This is a genomic window from Rossellomorea sp. FS2 (assembly GCF_047915635.1).
In the GTDB taxonomy this organism is placed as follows: domain Bacteria; phylum Bacillota; class Bacilli; order Bacillales; family Bacillaceae_B; genus Rossellomorea; species Rossellomorea marisflavi_A.
The window spans coordinates 1,578,962-1,591,106 of sequence record NZ_JBLRVS010000001.1; the positions used below are offsets into that span (position 1 = coordinate 1,578,962).

Here is a 12,145-nt window from a genome sequence, read left to right on the forward strand (position 1 = left end):
TTTCCTTTTGTCCATTATAATGATTGATCATCCAGTTCATTAAGCCATTTCCGGATCGGGTCGATCACCTTCTCCACGGTCCCTTCCACAAACGGGGAATCCAGATGGACCGCCTCAAGCAGCTCCAGGAAGGATTTACTTCCACCAAGCTTACAAAGGTCCAGATAGGATGCCCAAGCGCTCTCACGGTCTTCATTCATCTTTTTGAAGAATTGGAAGGCACAGATCTGGGCGAGGGTATAATCGATATAGTAGAACGGAGAGTTGTAAATATGCGACTGCCTCTGCCAGAAGCCCCCCTCCTCCAGATATCCGAAGCCGTCATAATCACGGTGAGGGAGATACTTCCGTTCCAGGCTCCTCCACATCTGCTTCCGTTCATCAGGTGTAGCATCCGGTTTCTCATAGACGAAATGCTGGAATTCATCCACGGCCACTCCATAAGGAAGGAACATCAACGCTTCACTTAAATGGGTGAACTTATATTTTTCTGTATCTTCTTTGAAAAAGTATTTCATCCAAGGCCATGTGAAAAACTCCATGCTCATGGAGTGGATCTCACTCGCCTCATAGGTGGCCCAGTGGTATTCAGGGATATCGTATCCCCTGCTCTTATAGACCTGGAAGGCATGCCCCGCCTCATGGGTCAAAACATCGATATCAGCAGACGTCCCGTTGAAATTGGAGAAAATAAAAGGCGACTCGTATTGCGCGATATACGTGCAGTATCCCCCTCCTGCTTTTCCCTTCTTCGCTTCTAGGTCCATCAGGTTTCGTTCCAGCATGAACGAAATGAATTCTGCCGTCTCCGGGGAAAGTTCCTCATACATCCGTTTCCCGTTTTCGATGATCCACTGGGGATCTCCTTTCGGATCAGCATTACCGGACGGGAATTTAAACCCTTCATCATAAAATGTAAGATGTTGCAGACCGATCCGATCAGCCTGCCTATCCTTCAGCTCGACACAAAGGGGCACGATGAATTCTTCTACCTGACGTCTGAAGACCTCCACCATTTCCGGCGTATAATCCGTCCTTGTCATCCGGTGATAGCCAAGTTCGACGAAGTTATCAAAGCCGAGCGTCACGGCGATTTCATGCCGCACCTTCACCAGATCATCAAAGATCCGGTCCAGTTCATCCGTGTTTTCTTCAAAGAATGTGGTAGTGGCTGTTGCCGCCTGCCTCCTGGTCCCCCGGTCAGGGGATTGGCTGAATGGCCCCATCTGGGCAAGCGTCCTTTCCTCTCCTTCAAAAGGAATCTTGGCCGAAGCCATCAGCTTTGTATATTCTGAGGAAAGCTTATTCTCCTTTTGGAGAAGTGGGATGATCTCGGGTGAGAACGTCCTGATCTCGCTTTCTGCCAGTGAAAACAGCTGCACCCCCCATTTCTTTTCCAATTCTTTGCGATACGGGGACTCGAGCAGGACATGATAAAACTCCGTAACCAGACCATGTATTTCAGGTGACAGTTCATCCATATAGTCTTGTTCCGCTTTATAAAAATCATCGTTCGTATCGATGGAATGACGGATATACACTAAATTCTCCATCGTATCGACTTCCATGCGGATCTGATTGATCTTCTCTATAGCTTCGACCTGCTGTGACATGCCTTCAGCTTTTTTCAGCAGATTCAAGGCATCATGGAAACGTACCTTTACTTCATCAAGATCCGGTCTTTCGTATGTATACTCTTCAAATTTTTTCATTGGTACCTCCAGTTTTGATAGAATCTTTCACGGCTCTCTAGTATTTCGCCAAGGAATGTCCATTTCCTTCTCTCCCTCGACTTTTACCATGCAAAAAAGCCTGCTTTTGCAGGCTTTCAGTAGGAAAGATCTTTAATCGACAGACCCAATTTCTTGAGGAGTCCGATTGCTTCCTCTTTTTCATCGGGAGTAAGCGTGGACATCAGTTCATGAATCCTGTTCTCATGATCAGGGAAGATCCGGTCGATCAGCACCCTGCCATCCTCCGAAATCTGGGCATATGTGACCCTGCGGTCATTGGGGCAGGCTACGCGGTTGAGAAGACCTTTTTTTTCAAGCTTGTCCACAACATATGTGATGCTTCCGGACGCAAGAAGGATCTTTCCGCCAATTTGTTGAAGCGGCTGATCTCCTTTATGATAGAGGAGTTCCAGGACGGCAAATTCCGTAGGATTCAGTCCATTTTCCTGGATGTGTTTATTTATTTCCTCATTGATGGCTTTGAAGGCCCTTGATAGAACGATGAATAGCTTCAGGGATTGCTTGGTTTCACTCATAGTTTTCATTCCTTTAAATATCTCGGTTTCAAACTATTATACAAATGTACGGGGTTTTTGTCAAAGGAACTGACGTGGATTTTTCCAAAACTTAGGATTCCAACGGAAAAAGGACGCACCGTTTATGGGCGTCCCTTCAAGGTAGTAGTTGATGCGATGCATCATTTCACGGAGTAATTTTTCTAGAGGATTTCTCAGATGTCGATTACGATGCGGGTCTTTTGAGCAAATGTCTACTGTAATATTCCATTTCGGCCTCGCTTCGGTCCAGGGAAGCTTTATCATACTCGTTCAAGAGGCGGTCGAGTTCCTGACTGCAGGCCAGGGTCTCTTTGGCACCAAGCCCGTGCGTTTCTCCAAGAGAGATCATTTCCGAACGCTTTTGATTGATCTTCAACAATAACCACTTTCGTTTCAGCATTTGGTTCATCCATCTAACCCCTTTTGATTGCTTGCTTTATTTGAGCATTATCTCAGGGTTTACTAGAAAAGTAAATAGAACCGCAAAACAAGACAAAACAATCAGTTATAGACGAAATTTCGACATCGGCTGCCATATAAAAACCCGTTCCCCTTTTGATAGGGAACAGGTTTTTCGGGTGGTTTCAATCAGTAGATCGGAACCCATCCTTCTTTCGTAACGAAGATTCTCACGGCCACTACCTTCCTGTCATCTGCCAGTGTGAAATAATGGCGGATGTTTTCCGGAACGGAAATCAGATCGCCTGGATTCAGGTGGACTTCAAAGAAATCACTATCACTTCCCTGGATGATGAACACTCCATGCCCACTGACGATGAATCGGACCTCATCATCGGTATGGTGATGTTCCTGTTGGAAATTCTTCAAAAGCTCATCAAGGTTCGGGGTGCTGTCTGATAAGGAAATGATATCCCACGCTTCATATCCGCGTCTGGCTGAAATATCTTCAATTTCACCCTTGAACGTCGTGAGGATCCTATCTTTTTCTTCATCAGAAAGGTCGAATTTTTCTTGGAGATCGCCACTCAGTTTCCCGATGTCCCAGTGTTCATAAATGACACCCTGGTCATTCAGATACTGAATCACCTCTTCTTGATTGTCGATGACTTTACCGCTTCCTTGTACCTTGATCGTCGTCATGATTTTTCCTCCTTTTATAGTTGAAGTGGAACAATGGATTTTAATGATAAGAGAGACAGCTGATATTGAAATAGGAACTCACATGCTTCGAGAAGCTTTTTCGCTTCGAAACCGCTCCGTCCCCAAACCGTGATTCCGTGATTCCGGATCAGGACGGCACCGGCATCTTCTGTCACATGATGGGAGAAGGCGCTCGCAAGGGTTGGAATATCAGCATGATTCGGGATGATAGGAAGGATAAGTTCATCCTCTTGCCCCCATTTCCCAAACGCTTTGATCAATTCCTGATTTATGAAGGTGATCTCCCCCTGATCCCCGTAGAGCTCACTGATCACATTATTGGCTACGGTATGCACATGAAGGGAACAGACTGCCTGTGACCTTTTGAAAATATGCGTGTGGAGGAGGGTTTCTGCCGAGGGCTTGAGAACCGTTTCCTCCAGTGGATTCCCATCCAGGTCAACGAGTAGGAAATCCTCCGCCGTCCTTTTCCTCTTATCTTTTCCGCTGGCGGTCACGAGGAAAGCACCGGGGACCGATCCAACCTTGATGGCCAGGTTCCCTGAAGTGCCCATGAACCAGTCACGCTCCCCCAGTTCCCCCTTGATAGCGGACAGCTCTTCCCATTCTCTTTGATAGCTCATGCCTTCACCCCTTCCTTCAGTACTTTAATGCACTCATGGAATGTGTCGAATGGAGTATGGGGAATTCCCAATTCACGGCACGTGTCGGCAAGATAGTCCCTTGCAAGCACCTTGTCTGTCACTTTCGCCATTTCAAGGTCTGTCACAGAGTCTCCTATGGCGATCACTTCTGCCCCCTCCGGTATGGAAAGGGAGCGGAGAACGGACGGTTTGCAACATCCACATCCTCCGTTTCCGCATTGCCCATCACAAGGATAAGGCCAATTGATCGAAATGGAGGGACCACTGAAATCCGCTTCGTTACAGTAGATTCCTGAAAACGGTCCATATCCGTCCAGGAGGGGGCGGACAAAGAAATCGATCCCTCCACTCACGATATATAACGGGATTCCTTCCTCTTTCGTAAATTGAACAAAGTCCCCGAATCCCTCTCTGATGGTCGCCGTATGCAAGAGGTAGTCCACGAGCTCATCTTTTTGTCGGGAAGGCAGGAGGGAGAACATCTCCCCCACCCCTCTCTCGATCGACATCGTCCGGTCAAGTATGGCATCTTTGAGCCCCTCCCATTCCGGAGGTGCAAATTGCTTCATGAGGGAGATGATATTATCGGTTTTCGTGATCGTTCCATCAAAATCACACAGGATGATCCGCTCCGTCATCAGCCCTTCCCTCCCTTGCTCCACAAGCTTAGAGCGACTCTCAGTTCGTCACCATGGGCTTCTTCAAGGGGAATTCCCGCTTTCACCGCGTCAATTGCCTGTCGGAAGGCGAGCCCTCCGCTTTCAGCGCCTCCGGGATGACCGTGGACCCCGCCGCCGGCATTGATCACACACTCTTCACCAAAATCTTCCACAAGGTGTGGTACTAGTCCTGGATGGATGCCTGCCGATGGGACAGAGAATGTCTTTTTGAACGGGGAAGGCTCATCCGTAAGCTCTCTACTGATGGCCAGTACTTGATCTTTCTCCAGTGCCACACTTCCATACGGTGAAGGAAACAGAGAAAAATCCGCCCCCGTCATCCGCAAAAATTTCCCCAGCCACAAGGAATAGGCGACTCCGTGATGGGGAGCCTGGGCAACGGCACCTGAAAAGGCAGGGTGTGCCATGAGGGGGAGTCCGATGTTATCATCTTCCCTGAGTTCCTGGAGGACATCGAGAGAATAGGAAAATACGTTGAATAGCAGGGCATCCGCTCCTAGTTCCCGTGCTTTTCTTGCCTTATCCCGTAGCTCCGACGTCCGTCCGGTCAGATTTACCGCATAGAGCGTCCGTTTACCTGTTTCGTCCCGTACCTCATCGAGGATCCGCCTTCCGTTTTTCACACGCTCTTCAAACGGTGTCAGGGGGTTATCAAAAAGGATTTCATCATCCTTCACCAAGTCCACGCCTCCGAGTGCTTGGGCACGAAGCTGATCTTCCAGATAAGCAAGATCCCTCCCGATCACTCCCTTGAAGATGCTCATGAGAAGCGGGCGATCCTTCACGCCGGTCAGCTCCCTGATCCCATCGATCCCGTACCGTGGTCCGGGGTAGTGACGGTTCAGATCGTCACTGAATTCGAGATTGATAAGCTTTACTTGACCATCCAGAGACAGTTTCCCGAAGACCGTGGTCAAGATCGCAGGGATGTCGTTGGAATAATTCCTTCCTGGATAGGCTATCGAGATCTCTCCCAGCCCCTCACCCGCTTCTTCGTTGATGGAAACGACCTTTCCCTTGTATTTCAAAAGCTGTTCTTGTTCAAGCTGAGGAAGATCGGTCCACGATCCCACCGTCAGTCCAAGGGCTATGCCTTCCGCCTTTTTTTCGAAAGACCCTTTCGGCCCAGGCAATCTATACGTTGCAATCACTTCGCTCATGTTCTTCATACCTCCTTCATCAATCAAAAAAAGCCCCTTCTGATAAGAAGAGGCTTTTATTCCATCACTCTATCTTATCTCCCAGCTTCTGCTGCAAGAATTAGCACCGTGCTCGTAATGAGTCGGTTGCCGGGCTTCATCGGGCCAGTCCCTCCGCCTGCTCTTGATAAGAATCTATTCATTTGGTTTCCAGTAGGATTATTGCATCGATCGGGATTCCTGTCAATCCCTTTTGTCGAACAAATGTAAATTTTCAATCCTTTTCACAGCTTCCTGAAGCCTTTCCTCACTGGTAAGGAGACCTACCCGGACATACCCTTCCCCGTGATCCCCGAAGCCGATGCCAGGCGCCACGGCTACATGGGCCTTTTCAAGGAGTAGGTTCGAGAATTCCATCGACGTGAAGCCTGCCGGCACTTTGAGCCAGGCGAAAAATGAGCCTTCCGGTGCATCCACATCCCAACCGATGGATCTCAATCCACCGATGAGGGCATTCCTTCTGCTTTCATAGGTTTCAAGCTGCTCCTGGACGCATTCCTGCGGTCCGAGGAGCGCGGTCACCGCTGCTTCCTGAATGGCACCAAAGAGGCTTACATACATATGATCCTGCATGAGATTGATGGCTTCAATCACACTCTCGTTCCCGACGGCAAATCCTACACGCCATCCCGCCATATTGTACGTTTTGGAAAGAGTATAGATTTCAATGCCGACATCCTTAGCTCCATCTGTTTCAAGGAAGCTATTGGGACGCTTGCCTTCAAAGCCGATTGCCCCATAGGCAAAATCGTGTACCACACAGATATCATGGCTACTTGCCAATTTTACCGTTTCCTCAAAAAAGGCTGGCGTGGCTACTGCTCCCGTGGGGTTATTCGGATAATTCAGGAACATAAGCTTGGATCCGTCGAGTTCTGCTTCACTCAACCGGCTGTAATCGGGGAGAAAATCATTTTCCTCAAGCAGCGGCATCAGCTTCATCTCCGCTTCTGCAAGTGCCACCCCGGATAGATAATCAGGATACCCCGGGTCCGGAACCAGCACGGATTCACCCGGATTCACCAGGCACTGCGGGATCTCCACGAGACCCGCCTTCCCCCCGAAGAGAATGGCTACTTCTTTGTCAGGATCCAGTTCCACCCCGTATTCCCTTTTATAGAAAAGCGCTACCGCCTCTTTGAAAGAGGACATCCCCCTGAAAGGAGAATAGCGATGATTCAATGGGTTTTCGGCCGCAGCCTTCAAACTCTCCACGATATGTTCAGGCGTGGGCCTGTCAGGGTTACCCTGCCCTAGGTTTATGACATCATGGCCTTCGTTCATAACCCGTTGCACGTTGGAGGTCAATTCAGCGAAAAATTGCTTTGGGAGCGAATCGAGGCGATCCGCAAATGGGAATGTTTTCATCTCTTCACCTTCTGAATGTTCAAATATTCTTCACTTTCAAATTCTAGCTACAAATGATATAACGGAAAATAACGAATGTAAAGTAAAATCTTACAATTACCTCCGAAAGGTGCTGATCATATGACTAAGATCGGACTCGCACAAATGGACATCCGGTATGGAGACCCTGAAACCAACTACACAGAAGCAGAGAAATGGTTCGTGAAAGCAGATAGGGAACAATGCGACATCCTTGTCTTCCCCGAACTTTGGACAACGGGCTATGACCTTAAGAGGATAGAGGAAATAGCTGATGAGAACAGTGAGAAGACGATCGCCTTCCTCTCACGTCTTGCAAAACAGTATCGGATAAACGTCATCGGAGGATCAGTTGCAAATAAAACGGATTCGGGAATCGATAATCGATTGATCGTGATCGATTCCGAAGGGACCTTCATCAAAGGCTATTCAAAGCTCCATCTGTTCAAATTGATGGATGAACATCACTACCTCCTGCCAGGAAAAGATAACGGCCTATTCACCCTATCCGGTGAGCAGATGGCAGGCCTCATCTGTTATGATATCCGCTTCCCGGAATGGGTGCGTAAGCATGTTCTCTCAGGGGCAAAGATCTTGTTCGTGAGTGCAGAATGGCCGGTACAGAGGATCGACCATTGGAAGATCCTTCTCCGTGCGCGTGCCATTGAGAATCAATGCTATGTTGCCGCATGCAACCGCGTAGGCTCTGATCCGGACAATACGTTCGGGGGATCCTCATTGATTATCGACCCGTGGGGAGAAATCCTCGCAGAAGGGTCACTCCAAGAAGAACTCGTGACAGCCGTCGTCAACCTTGATACGGTCGATGAAGTAAGGAAGCAAATCCCGATATTCGACGACCGTCTCCCGGACTTTTACCGTTGATGAGGCGAAAATCGATCAGGATATCTTTTCAAAAAAGGATTGACACTAAAAAACGCTAGGTGGTATGATGTCAATCAAATGGTAATTTTCAGAACAAATTAAATATGCAACTCTTATCAAGAGCTGGCTGAGGGATTTGGCCCTATGAAGCCCAGCAACCGACCGTAATACCGTTGAAAGACGGGGCGCAGATCGATGCGCCTGACCAGGGCACGGTGCTAATTCCAACAGAATGATTCCATTCTGAGAGATAAGAGGCGACGAAGTATTCTTCAAGCCTCTTTCACACAGGAAGAGGCTTTTCTCATTCCACCTGAAAAGCCTCCTGTTAAACCATTTCAAGGAGGACATCCCCCATGGCAATCACCCAATTGAAAAACTATCGTTCCCTGACAATCGAATCGGCTATAGGACTGGCCAAAGATCTTTCCCTGTTTGACCCATCTGAACTATTGACCTGCGAAGAGATCGGAGACGGTAATCTCAATTACGTCTTCCGCATCGTTAGCAGCGAAACAGGTAAGAGCATCATCATCAAACAGGCCCTTCCATACGCAAAGGTCGTAGGCGAAAGCTGGCCGTTGACACTTGACCGGGCGAGGATCGAAGCCCAGGCACTGAAACTCCAGCGTTCACTGGCAGAGCGCCTTGTCCCTGAAGTCTATCATTCCGATGAAGAGCTTGCGATCACGGTCATGGAAGACTTGAGCCATCTTGAAATCGCCAGGAAAGGACTCAACAAAGGGGAAATCTATCCTGCCCTTTCGAAGGACATCGGGGAATTTCTCGGAGCGACGCTTTTCTTCACATCTGACTACGCACTCCATCCTTTCAAGAAGAAAGGATATGTAAAGGAGTTCTCAAATCCTGAATTGTGCAAGATCACAGAGGACCTTGTCTTCACCGATCCGTTCTTCAATAGTGAAACGAACGAATTTGAAGAGGCCCTTGAAGAAGAGGTCCGGAATCTTTGGGATGACCTGGCCCTGAAACTGGAAGTCGCAAAACTGAAAAGATCCTTTTTGACCGAAGGGGAAGCCCTTCTCCACGGTGACCTTCATACCGGGAGTATTTTTGCAAGCGCACAGAAAACCAAGGTCATCGACCCGGAATTTGCCTTTTACGGTCCCATCGGTTTCGATATCGGACAGTTCCTGGCAAATCTCATCTTCCAGGCGATCGTCAGGGAAGAAACGTCGAAGAAGAATGAAATCTTACTTCATATTGAAACGACTTGGAAGGTATTCGAATCAACCTTTTCGCATTTTTGGGATCAAAGTGAAGATGCTTACACCAAAATTGACGGATACCTCGAGTACGTACTTGAAAAAAGCTTTACAGATGCGATCGGTTTCCTCGGTTGCGAGCTGATCCGGAGAACGATCGGCCTCGCTCACGTGGAGGATCTTGACTCGGTCCAGGACGAAGGAAAACGGGTCTTGTATAAAAAGAGATGCCTTGCCCTCGGAAGGGAATGCATTTTGGAGCGCCAACGCATCCGTACCATACAGGATCTACTCGATAAACTCATTTAAAGGAGCTTTCTGATAGCCATGACACCACAACTTACCATACCTACTTCATTGGAGTGGCATGAAGACCACCTGATCATTCTGGACCAGCAAAAACTCCCTGGAGCAGTGGAGTATGTCCATCTCTCAACCATAAAGGATTACTACGATGCCATCATTACCTTGAAAGTGAGGGGAGCGCCTGCCATAGGGATCACGGCGGCATACGGGCTCGCCCAGGCTGCAGGCGGTTATGAAACGGATTCACTTGACGAGTTCAAGGCATTGTTCAGGAAGGATAAGGCCTATCTTCTTTCCTCCCGCCCAACAGCGGTGAACCTTTCATGGGCTCTCGAGCGCCTCGAACGGGAACTGCATCAGGCTGCCACGGTCAATGAAGCCAAGACCGACCTTCTTCATACGGCCATACAGATTCACGCGGAGGATGAGGATATGTGCCGGAGGATCGGAGAGAATGGACTTGAACTCCTTCAGGGCACCACGAAAGTAATGACCATCTGCAATGCGGGATCCATTGCTACAAGCAAATATGGAACCGCCCTGGCGCCGTTCCATCTCGGGCGTGAAAAAGACCGGAATTTCCAGGTATTCGCCTGCGAAACCAGACCAGTCCTCCAAGGAGCCAGGCTCACGGCGTGGGAGCTCCAGCAATCAGGCGTCGATGTCACGCTCATTACGGATAATATGGCTGCCCATACGATGAAGACAAAAGGCATCGAAGCGGTCATCGTCGGAGCAGACCGCGTTGCGGCAAACGGGGACACGGCCAATAAAATCGGTACCTCATCGTTAGCCATCCTTTGCAAACATTTTGGGATCCCTTTCTATGTTGCTGCCCCTTCTTCGACGTTTGACCTGACGATCGACACTGGAGATGACGTCGAGATCGAGGAGCGGTCATCGATTGAAGTGACTACATTAGGCGAGAGCGTCATCGCTCCTGAAGGCGTTCCCGTCTTCAATCCTGCTTTCGATGTGACGCCCCATGAACTGATTTCAGCCATCATCACCGAAAATGGAATCCTTTATCCCGACTTCAAACAGAGCATTGCCGCCACACTGTAGTAAAGGCATGACAAAAGCCAAGAACGTAGGTTCTTGGCTTTTGTGCTGTTTTCCTACTGTTTGAGACTTGCCCACATTTCCTTTGGGTTCCGTTCATATATGCTGTTTTCCCTGAACATGAACTGATGGATGATGAACTCCCTTCTCACTGTCGCATAATCATCATGGAAACGTTTGATGTATTCATTGATTTCCTTTTCTTCGTATTTCCTGCCAACCTCCAGGGCTTCCACAAAATGCTCCAGAAGATACAATCGTTTCTTTTGCTGTGCCGGAAGCTGGCTGACCTTCCCATCCTTCCCGATGAAGGCGTTCAATACCTTTTGTTTCTCCTTTACCCGTTGATCCATATTCCGTTCCTCCCCCTTTGTTCCCTCTGCAAACTGCTGTAACACCTTCCCGTGATGCAACAGGACCTTGATATTAAGATGGTAATAGACCGTATTCTTTTCCCTTCTCGAATACACGAGGTTACAATCCTTCAGTCGTGATAAATGATGTGAAATGGTCGGCGCCGTCAAACCGAGTTTTCCGGCCACCGCCCCAACATGAAGCGGCCCTTCTGATAAGAGATAGATGATTTTGAGTCTCGTGGGATCGCCCAGCGTCTTATGAAACTCGACCTGCTTATTCAGTTGCAAGTAGATTCACTTCCTTCTCTAATTAGACATCCATCTATTTAGATAATAATCTAAAAACACTAAATGTTCAATGATTTATATCTATTCTTTTGCCCATTTTCCAGTCAAATAAAATGTTATATTCCCTACTGGCAACCTCCACTAGTTCCTCCATTCATGCGCACAAAAAAACGCACTGACGATTTCAATGTGAAATACAGTGCGCTGTTTATGGGTGGGGCGTTTGGATGCCCTCAATGGCTGAATTCTTTTTCCAACTCCAAAAGGACTGATTTTTTATCCACTTGTTTCCCCGCATAACCTGTCAGCTGCTTGTTCTTCCCGATGACTCTGTGACATGGAATGACAATGGGAAACCGATTCGCTTTATTTGCCTGTCCAAGCGCCCTGACCGCCTTGGGACGCTGAATTTTTTCTGCCACCTCTTGATAAGAAGCGGTCTTTCCATAGGGGATTTCCTGTAGGGAGGCCCATACCTCCTGTTGAAACGGGGTCCCTTCCAACCTCAGGGGGAGATTGAATGATTTTCGCTCCCCTTTGAAGTATTCCAAGAGCTGCGAACTTGTTTCCTCTATTATATGGTGTTGCAAACCTTCATCTGGTTTTCCTTCAGTAAATTCAATGGAGATGAGGCATTTATCATCTGCTGTGATCTTCAACGGACCGACCGGTGAATCGATCGTGTTATGGATGGGTTTCAT

At 48.3% G+C, this 12,145-nt stretch carries 13 protein-coding genes and 2 riboswitches; of the genes, 3 read left to right on the top strand and 10 right to left on the bottom strand.

All coding sequences use genetic code 11. The features are described from left to right. Positions 1 to 14: 14 nt before the first annotated feature. The 8 genes from ACNA6I_RS08240 to ACNA6I_RS08275 all read right to left on the bottom strand — a co-directional run bounded on the left by ACNA6I_RS08240 (position 15) and on the right by ACNA6I_RS08275 (position 7,303). On the bottom strand, positions 15 to 1,712 hold the full coding sequence (locus ACNA6I_RS08240; protein WP_048015506.1) for a M3 family oligoendopeptidase: 1,698 nt from the start codon (positions 1,710 to 1,712) through the stop codon (positions 15 to 17). A 116-nt stretch (positions 1,713 to 1,828) separates the two neighbouring features. Then, positions 1,829 to 2,269 carry a MarR family winged helix-turn-helix transcriptional regulator gene (locus ACNA6I_RS08245; protein ID WP_048004247.1) on the bottom strand — a complete coding sequence of 147 codons (441 nt, stop codon included), beginning with the start codon at positions 2,267 to 2,269 and terminating at the stop codon, positions 1,829 to 1,831. A gap of 205 nt (positions 2,270 to 2,474) precedes the next feature. Continuing rightward, complete coding sequence (locus tag ACNA6I_RS08250) at positions 2,475 to 2,699, bottom strand: aspartyl-phosphate phosphatase Spo0E family protein (protein ID WP_048004248.1); 225 nt, start codon at positions 2,697 to 2,699, stop codon at positions 2,475 to 2,477. A 179-nt stretch (positions 2,700 to 2,878) separates the two neighbouring features. Beyond that, a complete protein-coding gene (locus ACNA6I_RS08255; protein WP_048004249.1) occupies positions 2,879 to 3,391 on the bottom strand; it encodes a 1,2-dihydroxy-3-keto-5-methylthiopentene dioxygenase in 513 nt (170 codons plus the stop codon). A gap of 14 nt (positions 3,392 to 3,405) precedes the next feature. Beyond that, on the bottom strand, positions 3,406 to 4,035 hold the full coding sequence (locus ACNA6I_RS08260; protein WP_416313154.1) for a methylthioribulose 1-phosphate dehydratase: 630 nt from the start codon (positions 4,033 to 4,035) through the stop codon (positions 3,406 to 3,408). Then, positions 4,032 to 4,694: a 2-hydroxy-3-keto-5-methylthiopentenyl-1-phosphate phosphatase gene (locus ACNA6I_RS08265; RefSeq protein ID WP_416313155.1), complete on the bottom strand. Its 663-nt coding sequence runs from the start codon at positions 4,692 to 4,694 to the stop codon at positions 4,032 to 4,034. The genes ACNA6I_RS08260 and ACNA6I_RS08265 overlap by 4 nt, the downstream gene beginning before the upstream one ends. After that, positions 4,694 to 5,905, bottom strand: a complete 1,212-nt coding sequence (locus ACNA6I_RS08270; RefSeq protein ID WP_416313156.1) for a 2,3-diketo-5-methylthiopentyl-1-phosphate enolase — start codon at positions 5,903 to 5,905, stop codon at positions 4,694 to 4,696. Before ACNA6I_RS08270 ends, ACNA6I_RS08265 begins: the two co-directional genes overlap by 1 nt. Positions 5,906 to 5,967: 62 nt before the next feature. Continuing rightward, a riboswitch (SAM riboswitch) is annotated at positions 5,968 to 6,069 on the bottom strand. 49 nt (positions 6,070 to 6,118) lie between these two features. Next, a complete protein-coding gene (locus tag ACNA6I_RS08275) occupies positions 6,119 to 7,303 on the bottom strand; it encodes a pyridoxal phosphate-dependent aminotransferase (RefSeq protein WP_416313157.1) in 1,185 nt (394 codons plus the stop codon). Positions 7,304 to 7,423: 120 nt separating this feature from the next. Here ACNA6I_RS08275 and ACNA6I_RS08280 point away from each other — a divergent pair, with 120 nt between their 5' ends. From ACNA6I_RS08280 to mtnA, 3 genes are all read left to right on the top strand, one after another. Next, positions 7,424 to 8,206, top strand: a complete 783-nt coding sequence (locus tag ACNA6I_RS08280) for a carbon-nitrogen family hydrolase (protein WP_148794909.1) — start codon at positions 7,424 to 7,426, stop codon at positions 8,204 to 8,206. Between the two features lie 110 nt (positions 8,207 to 8,316). Continuing rightward, positions 8,317 to 8,463: riboswitch (SAM riboswitch) on the top strand. Between the two features lie 99 nt (positions 8,464 to 8,562). Continuing rightward, complete coding sequence (mtnK, locus tag ACNA6I_RS08285; protein ID WP_416313158.1) at positions 8,563 to 9,741, top strand: S-methyl-5-thioribose kinase; 1,179 nt, start codon at positions 8,563 to 8,565, stop codon at positions 9,739 to 9,741. A gap of 18 nt (positions 9,742 to 9,759) precedes the next feature. Next, a complete protein-coding gene (mtnA, locus tag ACNA6I_RS08290; protein ID WP_048013000.1) occupies positions 9,760 to 10,803 on the top strand; it encodes an S-methyl-5-thioribose-1-phosphate isomerase in 1,044 nt (347 codons plus the stop codon). Positions 10,804 to 10,856: 53 nt separating this feature from the next. Here mtnA and ACNA6I_RS08295 read toward each other — a convergent pair whose 3' ends face one another. Together ACNA6I_RS08295 and ACNA6I_RS08300 are read right to left on the bottom strand one after the other, a co-directional pair. Then, the gene (locus tag ACNA6I_RS08295) at positions 10,857 to 11,444 is read right to left on the bottom strand and encodes a metalloregulator ArsR/SmtB family transcription factor (RefSeq protein WP_252266404.1); all 588 of its coding nucleotides are present in this window, start codon (positions 11,442 to 11,444) and stop codon (positions 10,857 to 10,859) included. Between the two features lie 233 nt (positions 11,445 to 11,677). After that, positions 11,678 to 12,145 carry a methylated-DNA--[protein]-cysteine S-methyltransferase gene (locus ACNA6I_RS08300; RefSeq protein ID WP_048012999.1) on the bottom strand — a complete coding sequence of 156 codons (468 nt, stop codon included), beginning with the start codon at positions 12,143 to 12,145 and terminating at the stop codon, positions 11,678 to 11,680.